This window comes from Pontibacter sp. SGAir0037 (assembly GCF_005491705.1).
In the GTDB taxonomy this organism is placed as follows: Bacteria; Bacteroidota; Bacteroidia; order Cytophagales; family Hymenobacteraceae; genus Pontibacter.
The window spans coordinates 1,457,647-1,476,512 of record NZ_CP028092.1 but is presented as its reverse complement, the minus strand read 5'-3'; the positions used below and the strand labels follow the sequence as shown (position 1 = coordinate 1,476,512).

General features: G+C 45.6%; 15 protein-coding genes. 9 read left to right on the top strand and 6 right to left on the bottom strand.

The window, feature by feature from the left end; genetic code table 11:
* Positions 1-93: 93 nt before the first annotated feature.
* The 4 genes from C1N53_RS06110 (at position 94) to C1N53_RS06095 (ending at position 5,206) form a co-directional block, all read left to right on the top strand.
* Positions 94-1,173, top strand: coding sequence for a M20 family metallo-hydrolase (locus C1N53_RS06110; RefSeq protein ID WP_137758463.1), 1,080 nt, complete (start codon positions 94-96; stop codon positions 1,171-1,173).
* A 208-nt stretch (positions 1,174-1,381) separates the two neighbouring features.
* Entirely contained in the window at positions 1,382-2,713 is a 1,332-nt protein-coding gene (gene argH / locus C1N53_RS06105; RefSeq protein ID WP_137758462.1) for an argininosuccinate lyase, read from the top strand.
* Positions 2,714-2,770: 57 nt separating this feature from the next.
* Positions 2,771-4,099: a DNA recombination protein RmuC gene (rmuC, locus tag C1N53_RS06100; RefSeq protein WP_137758461.1), complete on the top strand. Its 1,329-nt coding sequence runs from the start codon at positions 2,771-2,773 to the stop codon at positions 4,097-4,099.
* A gap of 312 nt (positions 4,100-4,411) precedes the next feature.
* Positions 4,412-5,206 (top strand): thymidylate synthase, encoded by a 795-nt coding sequence (locus tag C1N53_RS06095; RefSeq protein WP_137758460.1) that lies wholly within the window; start codon positions 4,412-4,414, stop codon positions 5,204-5,206.
* Between the two features lie 62 nt (positions 5,207-5,268).
* Here C1N53_RS06095 and C1N53_RS06090 read toward each other — a convergent pair whose 3' ends face one another.
* The 3 genes from C1N53_RS06090 to C1N53_RS06080 all read right to left on the bottom strand — a co-directional run bounded on the left by C1N53_RS06090 (position 5,269) and on the right by C1N53_RS06080 (position 8,307).
* A complete protein-coding gene (locus C1N53_RS06090) occupies positions 5,269-5,985 on the bottom strand; it encodes a 3-ketoacyl-ACP reductase (RefSeq protein ID WP_137758459.1) in 717 nt (238 codons plus the stop codon).
* A 114-nt stretch (positions 5,986-6,099) separates the two neighbouring features.
* Positions 6,100-7,266 carry a Gfo/Idh/MocA family protein gene (locus C1N53_RS06085; RefSeq protein ID WP_137758458.1) on the bottom strand — a complete coding sequence of 389 codons (1,167 nt, stop codon included), beginning with the start codon at positions 7,264-7,266 and terminating at the stop codon, positions 6,100-6,102.
* Between the two features lie 198 nt (positions 7,267-7,464).
* Positions 7,465-8,307, bottom strand: a complete 843-nt coding sequence (locus C1N53_RS06080) for a prephenate dehydrogenase (protein WP_137758457.1) — start codon at positions 8,305-8,307, stop codon at positions 7,465-7,467.
* Positions 8,308-8,517: 210 nt separating this feature from the next.
* On the opposite strand from C1N53_RS06080, the gene C1N53_RS06075 reads away from it, so the two are divergent.
* Positions 8,518-11,064, top strand: a complete 2,547-nt coding sequence (locus C1N53_RS06075) for a family 20 glycosylhydrolase (RefSeq protein WP_137758456.1) — start codon at positions 8,518-8,520, stop codon at positions 11,062-11,064.
* Between the two features lie 132 nt (positions 11,065-11,196).
* Positions 11,197-11,805 carry a bifunctional nicotinamidase/pyrazinamidase gene (gene pncA, locus C1N53_RS06070; protein ID WP_137758455.1) on the top strand — a complete coding sequence of 203 codons (609 nt, stop codon included), beginning with the start codon at positions 11,197-11,199 and terminating at the stop codon, positions 11,803-11,805.
* Positions 11,806-12,090: 285 nt separating this feature from the next.
* Here the strand turns inward: pncA and C1N53_RS06065 are convergent, their stop codons facing one another.
* Positions 12,091-13,164 (bottom strand): oxidoreductase, encoded by a 1,074-nt coding sequence (locus tag C1N53_RS06065; RefSeq protein WP_137758454.1) that lies wholly within the window; start codon positions 13,162-13,164, stop codon positions 12,091-12,093.
* Between the two features lie 185 nt (positions 13,165-13,349).
* On the opposite strand from C1N53_RS06065, the gene C1N53_RS06060 reads away from it, so the two are divergent.
* The 3 genes from C1N53_RS06060 to C1N53_RS06050 are packed head-to-tail and all read left to right on the top strand — an operon-like array spanning position 13,350 to position 16,348.
* Positions 13,350-14,591 (top strand): MFS transporter, encoded by a 1,242-nt coding sequence (locus C1N53_RS06060; RefSeq protein WP_206077621.1) that lies wholly within the window; start codon positions 13,350-13,352, stop codon positions 14,589-14,591.
* Positions 14,592-14,615: 24 nt separating this feature from the next.
* Positions 14,616-15,575, top strand: a complete 960-nt coding sequence (locus tag C1N53_RS06055) for a ketopantoate reductase family protein (RefSeq protein ID WP_137758453.1) — start codon at positions 14,616-14,618, stop codon at positions 15,573-15,575.
* A 38-nt stretch (positions 15,576-15,613) separates the two neighbouring features.
* Positions 15,614-16,348: a carboxypeptidase-like regulatory domain-containing protein gene (locus C1N53_RS06050; RefSeq protein ID WP_137758452.1), complete on the top strand. Its 735-nt coding sequence runs from the start codon at positions 15,614-15,616 to the stop codon at positions 16,346-16,348.
* Between the two features lie 33 nt (positions 16,349-16,381).
* Here C1N53_RS06050 and C1N53_RS06045 read toward each other — a convergent pair whose 3' ends face one another.
* Positions 16,382-17,830 (bottom strand): carbon starvation protein A, encoded by a 1,449-nt coding sequence (locus C1N53_RS06045; RefSeq protein WP_137758451.1) that lies wholly within the window; start codon positions 17,828-17,830, stop codon positions 16,382-16,384.
* A 154-nt stretch (positions 17,831-17,984) separates the two neighbouring features.
* Positions 17,985-18,809, bottom strand: coding sequence for an aminotransferase class IV (locus C1N53_RS06040; RefSeq protein WP_137758450.1), 825 nt, complete (start codon positions 18,807-18,809; stop codon positions 17,985-17,987).
* Between the last annotated feature and the right edge of the window lie 57 nt (positions 18,810-18,866).

Sequence of the window (18,866 nt, the reverse complement as noted above, 5' to 3'; positions counted from 1 at the left end):
TTAATTCTTTCATAAAGGTTTTAAACATCGGTTCATCTTATCTGATTCTCGAAATTAAGACTAAACACAAAGTTTAAGAAATACAGCAATAAAGTGCCAGACCACACAACACAACTCCATTTCCTTTACGAAGAGGCGCTAAACCTTCTGAAGAAACTGATCAGTATACAATCTTTTAGCAGGGAAGAAGATAAAACAGCCGATGCTATTTTTACTTTTCTGGAAAAGCACGAGGTAAAAGCGCACCGGCACTTAAACAACGTCTGGGCATTTAACAAATACTATAACCCATCTTTGCCGACGATCCTGCTTAACTCGCACCACGATACGGTAAAGCCAAACCCAGGGTGGACCTTAAACCCTTTGGAACCACTGGAGCAGGAAGGAAAACTGTACGGACTTGGAAGCAACGATGCAGGCGGCTGTTTAACCAGTCTGATAGCAGCTTTCCTGTACTTCTACCCGCAGCAAGCGTTAAAATACAATTTTGTACTGGCCGCAACTGCCGAAGAAGAGGTTTCCGGTACAAGCGGGCTGGAACTGGTGCTGCCTCAGTTAGGTGATATTGACTTTGCCATTGTAGGTGAGCCTACGCAAATGCACTTGGCTGTTGCTGAAAAAGGCCTGCTGGTACTCGATTGTGAAGCAAAGGGAAAATCCGGTCATGCAGCCAGAGAAGAAGGTGTTAATGCTATTTACGAGGCGCTGCAGGATATCAACTGGTTTCGTCACTATCAGTTTAACAAAATTTCGGAGACACTTGGTCCAATTAAGATGTCCGTTACCGTTATACAGGCAGGTACGCAGCATAATGTGGTGCCCGACACCTGTAAATTTACAGTAGATGTGCGGGTAACGGATGCCTATACGTTAGAAGAGGTATTACAAGTGATCAGGGAAAATGTAAAAGCAGACGTAACACCCCGTTCTGTGCGCTTACAACCTTCCAGTATTCCCGTAGATCATGCCATCGTACAGGCTGGCCTCAACCTTGGTCGCTATACCTACGGTTCCCCCACCACATCAGACCAGGCATTACTAAGGGTGCCATCCTTAAAACTTGGGCCCGGCGACTCTGCCCGTTCCCATACAGCAGATGAATTCATCTACCTGCACGAGATCAAAGAGGGCATACAGCTATACATCCAAATGCTGGAAAAAATAGCTTTTTGATAGTTAAGAATTCAGAGTTAAGAGTTTATAGTTAAGAAAAAAGACACAAGTAGCACGACACAAGACATATGGATTTTAATTCCTGAAAACAAAATATTATTGCTTCAACCTTATGCCTTGTAGTTTGTGTAAGTCATATACATATACTAAATAAATCATTACAAAATAATTAGCACATCAGCACATTAACCTATTAGCACATTAAAACATGAAACTTTGGCAGAAAGGCATCCCGGTACAGGAAGAAATAGAGCGTTTTACGGTTGGCAAAGACAGGGAGCTGGACCTGGAACTGGCTCCGTTCGATATATTGGGTTCTTTGGCTCATACCCGTATGCTGGCAAGTGTAGGCCTGCTGGAGCAGGACGATCTGGCTGCCGTTCAGGCAGAACTTAAGCAACTATACCTGGAAGTAGCTGCCGGTAAATTTACGATAGAGGATGGGGTAGAAGACGTGCATTCTCAGGTGGAGATGCTGCTGACACAACGCATTGGCGATGCTGGTAAAAAGATCCACAGTGGCCGCTCCCGAAACGACCAGGTGCTGCTCGACCTGAAGCTGTATATGCGCCATCGTTTAAGAGAGGTAGTGGAGGCAACTGAAACGTTATTTCATACACTTCAGTCGCTGAGCGAGGAACATAGAGAGAAGCTACTGCCAGGTTACACGCACTTCCAGGTGGCCATGCCTTCTTCTTTCGGTTTATGGTTCGGTGCCTATGCCGAAAGCCTGGTGGATGATCTGCTATTGGTGCAGGCGGCTTACCGCATCAGCAACAAAAACCCCTTGGGCTCTGCAGCAGGTTATGGTTCTTCTTTTCCGCTGAACCGCCAGATGACAACTGATCTGCTTGGCTTCGACAGTCTGAACTATAATGTCGTGTATGCCCAGATGGGCCGCGGTAAAACGGAGCGTAGCGTGAGCATGGCTCTCGCTTCAGTAGCTGCTACACTAGGCAGAATGGCCATGGATCTGTGCCTGTACATGAGCCAGAATTTCTCCTTTGTAACGTTACCCGACGAGTTGACCACCGGCTCCAGCATTATGCCGCACAAGAAGAACCCGGATGTCTTTGAAATTATGCGCGGCCGCTGCAACAAACTACAGGCTTTGCCAAACGAGATTGCACTCATAACAGGCAACTTACCTTCCGGATATCATCGTGAGATGCAGTTGCTGAAGGAAAGTCTGTTGCCGGCCTTTACAGAACTGCTCAGCTGCCTGGAGATGGCTAATTACATGCTGCCGAAGCTTATTGTGAAATCCGACATCATGAAAAACGACCTGTACAAGTATGCCTTTAGTGTGGAGACAGTAAATAACGAGGTGCTGCAGGGAGTGCCGTTCCGGGATGCTTACAAGAACATTGCGGCAGCCATTGCCGAAGGTACCTTTGAGGCTCCTTCCGAAGTAAACCATTCACACGAAGGCAGTATCGGAAACCTGTGTACAGCGCAGATAAAGAAGCAGATGGAGCAGGTAATCCAGAAGTTCGATTTTGCTAAAGTTGACCAGGCGATTGCTCAACTGCTCGCATAGTAAAAGGTTTAACTAATCTCATTAGCAACCTTTGCTAAAAATATTTACCTTTGGCACATGGAGATAATGGTAGGTATAGCGGCATTTTTAGGCGGGCTGGTGATGGCCTTCCTGGCAATGCGAAGCAGAGCGGGCAAATTACAGGAAGCAGCCAACCAGGCTGCTGTGGCCAATGGTGTGCTGGAGGGGCTGGCAAAACAGAAAGCACTGGAAAACGAGGACCTGAAAAAACAGCTGCGCGATGCCCAAACCGAAACACTTGACCTGACCAATGCCCTTACCAAGGTAGAGACGGACTACGAGCACCTGAAAAGCCGTATGCAGGACCAGGCAAAGGAACTGGAGCAATTGCGTGAAAAACTTCTGCAACAGTTCCAGAGCATTTCCAACCAGGTGCTCGTGAATAATGCCGAACATTTTAATAAAGCTTCCTCCGAAAACCTGGAGCGTATCCTGTCGCCGCTGAAAGAACGTATAAAAGAGTTTGAAGCTAAGGTAGACGCCACCTATGAGAAGTCATTGAAAGAGAGCGTTTCGTTGAAAGAGCAAATCTCTCAGCTGGCTTCGCTGAACCAGCGCATGAGCCAGGATGCCATTAACCTGACAAAGGCTTTGAAAGGGGAAAGCAAAACCCAGGGCAACTGGGGCGAATACCTGCTGGAAAGCCTGCTGGAAAAATCAGGACTGCGGAAAGGGGTACATTATGAGCGGGAAGAAGTACGCCAAAACGACGATAATAAAGTTTACCGTCCTGACGTGATCATACGTTTGCCGGATGCCAAGCACCTGGTTGTAGATTCAAAGCTATCGCTGGTAGCTTACGAAGCCTACTGCAGCTGTGAAGACGAAGACCAGCAGGAGCTATACCTGCGTAGCCACATCAATTCCATTCGCACCCACTTTACAGACCTAGGCAGAAAGAACTATCATCGGTTAAACGGCATAAACTCTCCTGACTTTGTGATGATGTATATACCGATAGAACCTGCCTTTAACCTGGCGCTGCAGCACGACCACGATATTTTCACCGATGCCTTCGATCGTAATATTGTATTGGTAACTACTTCTACACTACTGGCTACCTTACGCACTGTGGCAGGTGTGTGGCGGCAGGAAGACCAGAAGCGAAACGTTATTCGCATTGCAGAGGAAAGCGGTAAACTATACGACAAATTTGTAGGCTTTGTGGATGATCTGAAAACCATAGGCAAGCACATCGAAAACAGCCAAAGCTCCTACAGCGCCGCCATGAACAAGCTCACTGAAGGCAAAGGCAACCTAATCAGGAGGGTAGAGATTCTGAAAGAACTAGGTGCCAAAACCAGCAAAACCATTGATGACAGCCTGCTGCTGGAAGCCCAGGTAACGGAGCAGGAGGAAAGCTAGTATTGAATTAGAAATTAAGAATTAGGAATTAAGACATTCCGGTTGCTTCAGTGTATTTCAATTTATAATGGAGTAGGGTTTCAGTGCCTTACAAATACTTATAGACAGCGACAGTACTTCTTGGAAATAGTTTTACAAAAAACAAAAATTTGTGTCTTGATAATTGTGTCCTGTTTCCAAGAGAGATGTAATTTCAATTTCCGATAAGTTAGGAAGCAGTCTATATAAAAATAAAAGCAGTAAACGCTGCCTTTGCTTTTAACATATCATTATCTTTATCGTCAGTTAAACTGATATAGACTAGGAAGCACGATGAAGCAATATTTAGACCTGATGCAGCACATCCTGGATAAGGGTGTAAAAAAAGAAGACAGAACAGGAACAGGTACATTAAGCATTTTTGGTTACCAGATGCGCTTCAACCTGGCAGACGGCTTTCCCTTGGTTACGACAAAGAAAGTGCACCTGAGATCTATCATACATGAACTGCTCTGGTTCCTGAAAGGCGATACCAACATTAAATACCTTCAGGAAAACAAGGTAACAATCTGGGATGAGTGGGCAGATGAAAACGGAGACCTGGGGCCTGTGTACGGCTCGCAGTGGCGCAACTGGCCTACACCTGACGGCAGGCATATCGACCAGATTTCACAGGTTGTGCAGCAGCTGCAAAAGAACCCGAATTCCCGCCGCATTATTGTCAGCGCCTGGAATGTAGCCGAAATAGAAAATATGAAGCTGCCACCGTGCCACGCTTTTTTTCAATTCTATGTAGCCGAAGGCAAGCTTTCCTGCCAGTTGTACCAACGATCGGCCGATGTGTTTCTGGGTGTGCCTTTTAATATTGCCTCTTACGCTTTGCTGGTGCTCATGATGGCACAGGTAACAGGGCTGGAGCCAGGGGAGTTTATCTGGACAGGCGGTGATACACACCTGTACCTGAACCACCTGGAGCAGGCAAAACTGCAGTTGGAAAGGGAACCGAATGAGTTACCTGTTATGAAATTAAACCCTGATGTGAAGAGCATCTTTGACTTTACATACGAGGACTTTAAGCTGGAAAATTATAACCCTCATCCGGCTATAAAAGCACCGGTAGCTGTATAGGCTATTAAATTGTGTAAGAGTAAAAAAGCCGTCTGAAGTAACTTGAGACGGCTTTTCTGTTTTTATGGGTTGGTAGACCACATGCCCGCTTCTTTGATAAATATGCGGCGGTTTAGCTTTAACTGAGCTATAATAAACTCTGCAATATCTTCCGGGTGCATCACGCGTTCCGGATCGCCACCAATCAGGTTAGAGCTATACGCCAGGTCTGTTACAACGGTACTGGGTGTAAGAGCGCTCACCCGGATGTTGTGTTTCCTTACTTCCTGCATCAAGGATTCTGATAATCCCATTACGGCAAACTTGGAAGCACTGTAAGCGCTGGTAACGGCCGCACCTCTCTGACCTGCCGTAGAAGAAATATTGATAATGTCTCCGGACTGGCGTTCGATCATACCTGGCAGAATAGCACGGGTCATATAATAAACCCCCATCAAGTTAACCTGAATATTTCTTTCCCACTCAGCAGGCTCCAGTTCCAGGAACTTGCCAAATTTGGCTGTGCCTGCATTGTTGATCAGGATGTCTATTGTTCCGAGTGCTGCAACTGCCTGCTCAGCGGCCTGGTTTACTGCGTTTAAGTCGGCTACATCAGCCACTACCACGGCCACCTTTACACCAAGCGACTCAATTTCTGAAGCAACTTCTTTCAACTGGCTTTCTGTTCGGGCCAGGAGCGCCACGTTAGCTCCCTCTTTTGCAAGAGCAATGGCAACTGCACGGCCTATTCCTTTGCCTGCACCTGTCACCAATGCATTTTTTCCTGCTAATGATTCCATAGTATAATCTTCTAAAAGTTTGTATATACAAATGTATAACTAAAATGATGATAGCTGCAAATTCTTCTGAGGTAAGAGGGGCAGATGATAAGACAGATTTGCCTTTTCCTGTTGTCAGACAGCTACTCTTTTGCCTGTGCGGGCTGCTTCGTAAATAGCCATTAAAATACGGACATCCCGCATACCCATTTCACCTGGTACGATGGATACTTTGTTCTGCAGGATGCTTTCTGCAATGCCATCCATTTGCAAAGCCTGCTGATTTACGTGCGGAAAATTCATGTCTCCTTCGCTGGTTTCCCCATCAATGCCGGAGTAGCTGTAAGCCGGGTCCAATTCCCACCACCCGTTCTCCGCTTCACCACGAAGCATTCCTGCATTGTCGTTATAACTGGTGGTGCATTCCGCAAGGGTACCATCATCAAATTCCATCGTCCAGTTGATGGATTCTTCAACCTCGTCGAAAAAATCAGGCTTGGTTACCTCCCCGAATGTAGCTGTTACAGCTACAGGAGCTTTGCCCATTGTATAACAGGCACCCTGTACGCAGTAAATACCCACATCCATTAATGGACCACCTCCGGCCAGTTCCTTATCCAGTCGCCACACATCTTTATTACCAATCCTGAAGCTATCGGCAGCTTTAATGCTGGTAACTTTACCATATACCTGCTGCTGTCCAAGTTCCATTACCCGTATATTGTGGGGCTCAAAGTGCAGGCGGTAACCGATTGACAGCGTCACGTTGTTTTTCCGGCAAGCATCGATCATGCGCTGGCAATCTTCCACAGAGGTAGCCATAGGCTTTTCGCAAATCACATGTTTACCGGCATTTGCCGCACGAATGGTATATTCAGCATGCATGCCGTTCGGCAAAACAATATAAATGATATCGATATCAGGATTATTGGCTATCTCATCAAAATTCTCATAGTTGTACACGTTCTTGTCAGGAATATCATACTCCGACTTCCATTCTTCGATTTTAGAAGGAGTACCGGTTACAATGCCTGCCAGGTAACAGCTTTTTGTTTCCTGCAAAGCAGGAGCAAGTTGTCCTTTGCTATATCCTCCTAATCCGACCAAAGCAATGCCTAACTTTTCCCCCTGGCTGTTAGCCTGACCTTGTGCTTCTGTGTTTTCGCTGTTTTCGGAGTTACTGGATTGGCAGGAACTCAAGGAAAGGAGTGGCACGCCAAGGGCAGAGGTACCTACCACAATTGAAAAACCTTTTAGGAATCTGCGTCGGCTATGATGGGCGCTGAAATCGTTCTTGTTCATGAGAAATATAGTTTTCTAAAGCTTAACGATATTCTATATATGTATCAGCGCTTAAAAGGTTTACTAAATTTCAAAAACAAAGAAAATTTTAAATTATTTTCATAAGCCTGCCTTTGGCTAACATTTTTATCATTAAAGAATGAATACGAAGCGAGAACATATCGCTTCATATTCATTCTTCATCATAGCTGAAGAAGCTTATCCCAGTATCCTGCGAATGTCGTTGGCTTTGAGCATGAGCTGCTTGCTTTGCTCTTCATCTTCAGCATCTATGATATCTTTAAATGCCTGAAGCTGCTTGATATAACTGCCCAATGCTTCAGAAACATTCTTTTTATTTTGAGTAAAGATTGGCCCCCACATTTGCGGAGAACTTTTAGCCAAACGCACAGTAGAAGAGAAACCACTACCTGCCATATCGAAGATATTTTTTTCGTCACGCTCTTTATCCAGTACCGTGATGCCTAAGGCAAAGGAGCTGATGTGGCTCAGATGCGACACATAGGCCAGGTGCAGATCGTGTGAGATGGCATCCATGTAACGCAGAGGCATATCCAGCAAATGGCAGATTTCTTCTACCACTCGCAGAGAGGTAGCGCTGCTTTTCTCCCTGTCGCAGATAATCATGGTTTTATGTTCCAGTAACGCGGCAAAGGCAGCTTCGGGACCAGAATACTCTGTTCCAGCAATCGGGTGAGTGGCTACAAACTGTGCTCTGTTCGGATGTTTATCAGCCTCTTTGCAAATCTGCTCTTTCGTAGAACCTAAATCCAGGAGGGTAGCATGTGGCGGTATCAGGTCCAGCACCGGGGCAACCAGCGCTGCAATAGCATTTACAGGTATGGCCAACACCACCAGGTCGGCGGCTTTAACCGCTTCTCCTAAGGGCAGTATTTTATCAGCTATGCCAAGCGACAGTGCTTTTTCTGCATTTACAGCATTATTATCTACCCCGATTATCTGTATCCCTGCCCGCTTCGCTTTAATTCCTAAAGCTAAAGAGCCGCCCAAGAGGCCAAGCCCTATAACACTTATGATCATTTTTTTGCTTATTTCGGTAGCGGCACGTATACCGCCTTTACATTATATGCCTGCATCAGGCTTAGAAGTTATAATCTGTAAAGATGTAGAGAAGAATGTTCCGTTACAAACAATTTTGAATACCCGGATCGTTTAGCACTGGCACGTGCTGAAATAACTATAAAATTTAAATTTTATTAAATATATTGAGCTGACCAAACCGAAACATCTATGAAAGGAACCCTGCTTGCCCTGCTGCTGGTGCTTTGTACTTTTTCTTTATCTGCCCAAAATGCTCCTGCCTACAACCCCGAACATCTTAAAATTACGTGGGAGGTGTTGCAGAGCGGCTACGAAAACAAACTGCAGTTTCAATCGGCTTTCACTTTTACCAATACCGGTAAAACAGCTTTGCCTGCATCGGGCTGGAAACTCTACTTTAACTTCCACAGAAGAATAGATCCTAAAACCATACAAGATCCTTTTACGATCCGACACATCAACGGCGACCTGTACCAACTCAGTCCGGCCGAAGGCTTTAAGGGACTGGCTCCCGGTGCTTCACAGCTATTGAAATTTGTATCAAGTTATGTTATCGTGAACATGACGGATGCACCGTCAGGGTTCTACCTGGTGTGGAACCAGGCTCCGGAGAAAGGGCACTCCATCACACAGGTTGACATAAAACCGGCACCAGCTCCTGACCGGAGCTCAGGCATTACCCTGATCACCCCTTCAGATGTTTACAACCAGAACAAGAACATCCAGCATATACCAGTAGACCAACTGACCAAAATATTTCCTACTCCTGCCAGATACCAGGAAACAAAAGGCTCTTTTACGCTGACAGAAAACACCTCGATAGTTTCCGATGCTGCTTTTAGCAAAGAAGCAAACCTGCTGGCAGAAAGCCTGGCAGCTTTTTTTAACAAAAAACCAGCTATAGCTACTTCGGGCAAGGGCAAAGTAATCAGGCTGCAAAAGAAAAACGGACTGGAAGCCGAAGCTTACGAACTACAGGTAACGCCACAGGAAATAACTATTGCCGCCTCTACGCCTGCAGGCATATTTTATGGTTGCCAGTCGCTGAAAACTATGCTGCCACCTGCTGTACCAGGCAATAGTTCCAAAGCAGTAGCTATTCAGGCAGTGGAAGTTTCGGATGCTCCACGCTTCGGGCACAGGGCTTTTATGTTGGATGTCGCTCGTAATTTTCAGCAAAAAGAGCAGGTCCTGAAGCTGCTTGACGTGATGGCATTGTATAAATTGAATGTGCTTCACTTTCACCTGATAGATGACGAAGGCTGGCGACTGGAAATTCCGTCTCTTCCGGAATTAACGCAGGTGGGTGCGCGCCGCGGACATACCCTGGATGGCACAGATCATCTACAGGTTTCACTAGGTTCCGGACCCGATCCTTCTAAAGCGCCAGGCAGTGGCTATTACTCCCGCGAAGATTTTGTTCAGATAATTCGCTACGCCAACGACAGGCATATCCGGGTGATACCGGAGATAGAAACACCCGGACATGCCCGAGCTTCCATCAAAGCCATGGATGCACGCTACGAACGCCTGATGGCAGCAGGAAAAGCAGAAGAGGCGAAGCAATATCTTTTGCGTGACCTTCAGGATAAATCGACTTACCGTTCTGTACAAAACTGGAACGACAATGTGATAGATGTGGCGCTTCCTTCTACCTATGCTTTTATGGAAACAGTAGTGGACAATATAGTAGCCATGTACAAGGAAGCAGGTGCACCACTAAACACAATTCATTTTGGTGGCGATGAGGTACCTGCCGGTGTCTGGGAAAAATCCCCTGCGGTACAATCTCTTATCAAATCGAATACGGCTGTAAAAAATACCGATGACCTTTGGTACTACTATTTCGGCAAATTGAACAGCATGCTCAAAAGCCGGGGTTTGAGTTTGTACGGCTGGGAAGAAATCGGCCTGCGTAAGACAAAGGTAAACGGTAAAACCACCTATGTTCCGAATCCTGATTTTGTTAAAGAGAATTTCCAGGTAGATGTCTGGAACAACCTGGCAGGTGCTGAAGACCTGGCCTATAAACTGGCGAATGCCGGCTACAAAGTAGTTTTATCAAATGTAACCAACATGTACTTCGACCTGGCTTATACTAAAGAGTACGAGGAGCCGGGGCTGTATTGGGGAGGCTTTGTTGACATAGACAAGCCGTTCTATTTTATTCCGTTCAACTACTATAAAAATGCAAAAGAAGACAACCTGGGCCGACCAATCAATCCAGCTGTATTCAAGGGGAAGGAGCAGCTAAGTGAAAAAGGCAAACTAAATATTGTAGGGCTGCAGGCTGCGCTATGGTCGGAGATGGTAACAACTCCAAAACGAATGGAATATATGCTCCTGCCAAAGCTGCTGGGTTTAGCAGAGAGGGCCTGGGCAACAGATCCTGCCTGGGCAACGGAGGCTGATACTAAGAAAAGCGAGGAGCTTTACCGGCAGGCCTGGTCGCAGTTCACAAATATTGTTGGGAAAAGAGAGCTGCCACGTTTAGACCACTATGCCGGTGGCTTTAACTATCGTATACCTGCTCCAGGCGCAATTGTACAGAACGGTGCCGTTACAGCAAATCTGCAACTACCGGGTTTTACCATCCGCTATACCACCGACGGCTCAGAGCCAACTGCGCAAAGCAAGGTGTATACCAGCCCGATAGCTGAGAAAGGAACGATCAAAATGAAAGCCTTTAACAGCCTTGGCCGGGGTAGCCGAACGGTTACAGTGCAGCATAAATAAGTTGAGAGGTTTAATGCTAAAGATCACGCTTCTGAAAAGGTAGCGCCGAACCTAAAACTATTCCTGCCTGCCAGATACAGCCCATGCATTCGCTTTGCTGAACGTGCAGTCAAACTTCTAATATCTAAAAACATGAAAGCTTTACTGCTGATTGATATTCAAAACGACTTTATACCCGGGGGAGCTCTGGCTGTTCCGGAGGGTGATCAGATTATACCCATTGCCAACAAACTGCAGGAAAAATTTGACCTGGTTGTGGCTACGCAGGACTGGCACCCAAGCAACCACAAAAGCTTTGCTTCACAGCATCCGGGGCATGTCACTTTTGATGTAGTTGACCTGAACGGGCTGGAGCAGGTGCTGTGGCCCGACCATTGTGTGCAGGCAACAGGGGGAGCTGACTTTTCTCCTGAGCTGGAGGTACAGAAGATAGAGGCGATTTTCAGAAAAGGAACCAACCCAGCGATAGACAGCTACAGTGGCTTTTATGACAACGGGCATTTAAAAGCAACAGGTCTGGCCGATTACCTGAGAGGCAAACAGGTAACAGAGCTATACCTGGCTGGTCTGGCAGGCGATTACTGCGTTTACTTTTCAGCGAAGGATGCTATATCAGAAGGATTCAAAACCTATCTGGTAGAAGATGCAACCCTCCCAATTAACCATGAGCAGTTTGCGGCTGCCAAAGAAGATATCAGGAATAGGGGAGGGAATATCGTTAAAAGTACAGCTATTTTTTAGTTTATACAGCAATAGACCAAATTATACCCGCTACGATAGGGGAAGGAAAGGCCAAAAGGTTTTAAAGTCCTGCATAAACAACTCCTGCTAAATCAATCGTTAGCGGCCTTAAAACCGAAGTTATCCGTTTTACGAATCGTTTAATAACGTTTCGTATAACGGATACGGAAGAGGCTTTATTGATTAACAGTATGTTATAGATAGTTTAGCCAGAAACAATTGGATACAAAATCGCCTTCTGCAACCACTACCAGGTTAGAATTCATCTCTACTGCAAAGCCAGAACTACTGCTCCACAGCGTTCAGAAAAACGGTCCGCCTTTCCTGGTGGCTTTGGTATGCAGCTTCTATAACCTGAATGGTAGTTTGGGCCTGCTCCGGTTTCACCACAAGTTCTTCTTCACCCAGAATAGCATTATATACATTTTGATAAAGGGCCGTATAATCTCCTGTTTCGCTTTCTATTTTACCTCTGAACTGCAATCCATTGAAGGTGGTTTGAAGGCTGCCCCAGAGGTTTTCAGGTTCTATTCCCCAGGCTGAGTTTCCTTTTGGATGCTGATTAGCTTTCAATGCCTCTTCCTGCACATCCATCCCATATTTGGTAAAGGAGCCCTGATCGCCCAGCAGCCTGAAGTGGGGTCCGGTTTCCTTAACCAGCATGCCGGCTTTCAAAATAACCTTTAGTTGCGGGTAGTGTAAGGTCAGATCAAAATGATCGATGATACTGGAGCCCTGGCGCTGGGCCCGCAGATCCGCTGTAACGGCTTCGGGCTTTCCAAACAGGTATAACGACTGGTCGATCAGGTGCGCCCCCAGATCATATAAAATACCGGAGCCGGGATGATCCTCTTCTTTCCAGGTATCTTCTTTTATAAAGTTACGGAAACGGTCGAAATGTGCTTCGTACTCTACCAGGTTTCCCAGCAACTGGTTTTCCACTATTTTCTTTACAGTTTTAAAGTCGCTGTCCCATCTTCTGTTCTGGAAAACCGTGAGCACCTTTTGTTGCTGTTCAGCCAGCTGAATCAACTCCCGCGCTTCGGCAGAGGTAACGGTAAAAGGCTTATCTACGAGTACATGCTTTCCGGCTTCTAAAGCCTCTTTGGCTAAACTGTAGTGCGTGGCATTTGGAGAGGCCACCACCACAAGATCAATTTCAGGATCCTGTAAAATAGCTTTGGAATCTCCGACAATCTCAGCTTCCGGGTAATAAGTATTAGCTATATGTATATTAGCCTGCTTAGTTTCCCTTATTTTTCTGAGCTTTAACCCGGCAACATTGGCAATGAATGGCGCATGAAACACACGTCCTGCCATGCCGAAACCTATTAATCCTACCTGGATGTCTTTTTTCATCTTAAGCGTTATTTTGTGCTGGTGGAGTTGAGAGTATGCTTATATTATGTTCTGGCAGCGCAAAAGGCACAATTAAGCATGCCCGAAGATAGAAAGGAAGTTTTAGCATTACCAATCTTTCCAAAACTTAAAAACTCTGATACGTACATTTGCAGGGGCCTGGATCAGGAGGAGCTCCATTCGCTATGAAAGAACTTGCACACAATAAAACCTCAGAACCTTCGCTTTCAAAGCTAAACCTGTGGGTGATGGCTATTGCAACGGGTGTTGTGGTAGCAAACCTTTACTACAACCAGCCATTGCTTGGTAAGATTTCTGCTGAGTTTGGCGTTACGGAGGCTAAAGCCGGGGCCATTTCTATGCTGACACAGATCGGCTACGCAACCGGTATGTTGTTTATCATTCCTTTGGGAGATATGCTTCGGAGAAAAAGGCTAATCATGTTCGATTTTGTGCTCATCATTATATCGTTACTGCTGGCTGGCTTTGCGCCGAATATAGAATCGCTGATGATTGCCAGCTTCTTGATCGGAGCTACTTCTGTTATACCTCAGCTCCTGGTGCCTATGGCGGCACACCTGGCTAAGCCGGAAGAACGCGGAAGAACAGTCGGCTTTGTGATGAGTGGCCTGTTAATAGGCATTCTACTTTCGAGAACTGTAAGCGGTTTTGTAGGCGAACACTGGGGCTGGCGAGCCATGTTTTTTATAGCCACTGCCATTATGTTTGCCCTTTGGGGTATCTTGTTTTTGCTGCTGCCAGAGGTACAGCCTTCCTACAAAGGCAACTATAAAAGCCTGATGGTATCGCTGGTGCACCTCATCCGTACAGAACCTTTATTGCGCCTGGCATCGGCACGTGGGGCTCTTTGCTACGCCACCTTCGGGGCCTTCTGGACAACACTGGTTTTTCTTTTGGAAGAGCCACAGTTTAATGCAGGAAGTGATGTTGCAGGAGCTTTCGGTCTGATAGGTGCATTTGGCGCGCTGGCCGCTTCGTACATGGGCAAACTAACCGATAAACGGGATGCTTTTCAGATTACCACTATCACCATTGCACTCATTGTACTTTCGTATATCGTGTTTGGCCTTTCCAGCCGCAGTATAGCCGGACTGGTAGTAGGAGTGATCCTGATGGACCTGGGAGTACAGGCAACGCATATTGCCAACCAGACGCTTATTTTTGCTTTACTGCCAGAGGCACGTAATCGGCTGAATACCGTGTATATGTTTACATATTTTATGGGTGGTGCGGCAGGTACTTACCTGGCCAGCCATGCCTGGCATGTGTGGAAATGGAATGGTGTAGTTGCTGTTGGCTTAAGTTTTTCTGTTCTTGCGCTTCTCATTCACACCCGGTTTTTAAAGCGTAACCGTGAAATCAGGGCTATTCCAACCGTAAACACAGACGAAACCACCCTTAACTAAACATCAAATCTGTATTACCTAATCATGCAAACTGACAAACCAGACACCCAGATCATGCAAAACAAATTCAGAATAGCCATTATAGGGATTGGAGGAGTAGGCGGTTTTTATGGCGGTAAACTGGCGCAGAAATATGCTGCTTCAGAAGAACATGAAATCATATTTATTGCGCGAGGAGAGCACAAAGAGAAAATAAACTCAACAGGTTTATTGCTGGATTATGCAGGAGATCAAGAAACGATCAAGCCTGATCTGGTAACAGACGATCTGCAAAGTCTTGGAAAACTGGACCTGGTGCTTTTCTCCGTGAAAAGTTACAGCCTGCACACGGTAGCACAGGCATTAAAGTCAAGTATTACTGTCCAGACCTACCTTCTTCCGTTGCTGAACGGGGTAGAGAGCATCGAATATTTATCGCGCCTTTACCCGCAAAGTAAACTATTGTGGGGCTGCACCTACATTATCTCCAGTGTGGCGGCACCTGGCAAAGTAAAAGTTCAGGGAAAGTTAAACCGTCTGGTATGGGGAAATCCGGCATTAGCAACCGAAGAGTTGCAAACAGTAAAGCAGGTTCTGGATGACGCCGGCATTCATAACGAGCTGTATGAGAATATAAAAGACAAGGTTTGGGAAAAGTTTTCTTTTATTTCACCGTTGGCTACCTTTACCTCTTATACCAACCAGCCTGCCGGTAATATACTGGGGCAGCCGGAGCTTACAGAGCAGTTGCGCACCCTGATACAGGAACTGAAAGCAGTGGCAGATGCCAAACAGATTCATTTACCTGCAGATATTGTAGAAAAAAACATCCAGCTTTTACAGAAGTTTCCTAAAGACACCACGTCCTCTATGCACCGTGACTACCAGAACCACAACCAGACAGAGCTGGAAAACCTGACCGGGTACATCGTGCGAGAAGGAGAAAAAGAGGGCATTGCAACTCCATTCTACAAAAAAATCTACGAAAAGCTGAAAGAAAGCTAGTACTTGTTCTGTAGCCTGAAAATGACTATATTGAACGTATGGCAGAGAAAATTCAGATAGCGATAGCTAAACCATGCAAGGAAAACTGGCAGCAGATGCAGCCAACACAGCAAGACAGATATTGCGCTGCCTGTGAAAAAGTGGTTGTGGATTTCACAAGTTTTACTGAAAAGCAGCTACTGGATTACTTCAAGCATTATGAGGGACAAACCTGCGGCAGGCTTCGGACGGACCAGCTAAGGCTTTACAAACTTAACTCGCCGTCTTCTTTCATCAAATTTTCCGGTGTAAAGGCAGCTTTGGCAGCGGCTATAGCTTTGTTTGTTCCTGTTACAATTGCTTCAGGTAAAGCTCACCTTTCGCATTTTACTCCATTGCATTTTGATCAGACAAACAAAAATTTAGCTGATCATTATACTTCCCAAAGTGATTCTTTGATAACTATAAAAGGAAAAGTAGTAGAAAGTGAAAGCAAAGAGCCTCTTCCTGGTGTATCAATCACAGTAAAAGAGACTGATAAAGGTGTATTGACAAATGCAGACGGAACTTTCAGTTTATCTTATACAAGTTCTTCAGATATGATCATTCTTCAAACACGATATATTGGTTATGAAAATCATGAAATAAAGGTGCTGCTGAACGGAAATAAAACAATTTTGTTAAATGATCTTTTCATAAAGCCGGACTCAAATGTTTTGATAGGTGAAGTACTAATTGTTCACTCTAACCCAGCCAGCAGGTTATGGTGGCGTATAAAAAACTTATTTCATTGATTACAGCCTCTATACGCTCACCTTACGCTACCTTTACTTTACAGCCTCCAGTTCGGGCTCTTCCTTTTTGTTGATTTTTACCAGCGTTACCACCAGTAGCATTAACGCTACGGCTATACCAACAGCATAAGAGATATTAGTGGAGAGGCTAAACCCTTCCGGTGCAACCAGGATGTATGATGTAACCACGGCACTCATAAAGACAGCCGGCACCAGCGTTACCCAGAATGCTTTTCTTTCCTGAATCAGGTATGCTGTAATCATCCATAGCACCACGGTAGCCAATGTTTGGTTTGTCCAGGCAAAATAACGCCATACTATTCCGAAATCTACCAGCGTCAGGGCATAACCTGCTACAAACAAAGGAAAACTTATCAAGAGCCTGTTCCTGATCGAGCTCTGCTTCGATTTTGTAAAGTCTGCCACTATTAAACGCGCACTTCGAAACGCGGTATCGCCTGAGGTGATAGGCGCTGCCACTACTCCCAGCAGTGCCAGAATGCCACCAATCTTTCCCAGCAACGAATTTGAAATGACACTCACCACATAGGCGGCATTTCCCTGTTGCGCTACCAGCACATCGTTCAGTTCGCCAACTCCGCCAAAGAAGCTCATGCTAATGGCTGCCCAGATTAAAGCAACCACGCCTTCTGTTATCATAGCGCCATAGAAGATGCTTCTACCTTGCTTTTCATTTGTCATGCAGCGCGCCATCATAGGCGACTGTGAAGAATGGAATCCTGAGATGGCTCCACAGGCTACCGTCACAAAAAGCATCGGGAACAACGGGAATTTTTCAGGACTATGGTGCATATTGGAAAGATGATCCATGGTTAGCTCCGGAATAGGCAACCCCTGTGCCACCATCACCACCATGATGCCAATGGCCATAAAAAGCAGGGCTACACCAAAAACAGGATAAAACTTACCAATGATCTTATCGATTGGCAGTACCGTGGAAAGGATATAGTAAACAAAGATTATCCAGACCCACATGGTCACACCTCCGCCAATACCGCCTGTCATACCGTCCAATATCTTGGCTGGTCCCATAATGAACACGGCACCAAGCATGATCATCAGGATGATGGTAAAAACGCGCATCACCTGTTTCATGCCTGAACCCAGGTAGCGGCCTGTTGTTTCAGTTATACTTTCTCCCTTGTGCCGGAGCGAAAGCATACCTGAAAAATAGTCGTGCACACCCCCTGCGAAAACGGAACCCAGCACAATCCAGAGAAAGGCGGACGGCCCCCACATGGCACCTGCTACCGCTCCGAAAATAGGACCGAGGCCGGCAATATTCAGAAACTGGATCAGAAAGATTTTCCATTGAGGCATTGGCACATAGTCTACGCCGTCGTTCATAGTCAGCGCAGGCGTTTTTCGTGTCGGATCAACGCCAAACACTTTCTCAATGAATTTTGAGTATAAAAAATACCCAAGTACCAGGGCAACTATAGATAAGAAGAATGAAATCATAAATTATGTCAGACTAAAGTATGCGTTGGAATAGGTATACCAGTTAAAAAAAGAATAGCTCAACAAGTTAGAATTTAAATAACACAACAGAAGGCAATTATAAGGAGCTGCTTCTACCTATTCTATAAATGCTGTTACAACAACAATAGTGGTGTCATCTTAGTTTTAAGTCGGCTTGTAGCTTGTCTACAAAGGTACAGGAGACAGTCAAGTCCTTATTGTTCAGCTTGTGAATCAATTTAATACCTGTCACATTCCCGGCAAATACAGTTGCATTAGCCGGCAAATCATTAAGTTTCATTTTTACTTCTTGTACCGCTATGCCTTCACCTTTACAGTACCTGATGATGTTTCTACGCAGAATACCGTTCACACAGCCGGTTTCCAGCGCAGGAGTATAAAGGGTGTTGTTCCAATACCAGAACAAATTCGAAGAAATTAGCTCTGCCATAGAGCCGTCACAGCTTAAGAGAAGCAGATCGTCGAAAGCTGTTTCTTTTTTTTCTGTACCTGCCAGTACATATAACAGTGCATGAGGTCCTTTAAAAGAAGAAAAAGGAGAGTAGCTGGTATGAACTGTCTGGCAAACTCCCATGTGCACCGGAACTGCTTTTGCCGGAACCGTTGCCTGTACTGTCGCCAGCCATTCTGCAGCATTTGTTTCTGGTGTAAAAAGTCCTGCGCCTCCTCGCCATACCTTTAGTTTAAGGCGACCGTTTGCGAAGGCATTGTGGGTTTCGGCCAATCGTAACAAATTATTTTCTAATAGATTGATAGAAGTAAATTCTACCGGAAGTTGAAGCCTTAGCACCTTTGTGGCCTCCTGTATCCGTTCAACATGATCCTGCCAGAACCGGATGACACCATCTTTTACTATCATGGTTTCAAAGAAGCCGTCATTGTATTGAAAAGCTCTGTTGGAAAGGGAAAGCCGGAGTTCTTCGGCAGCCATCAATTGCCCATTAAAAAGGATATGCATTTTTTTGCTTTTGTGCAGGAAAAATAGAAACACAAAATAAGCATTATCATCCGTATG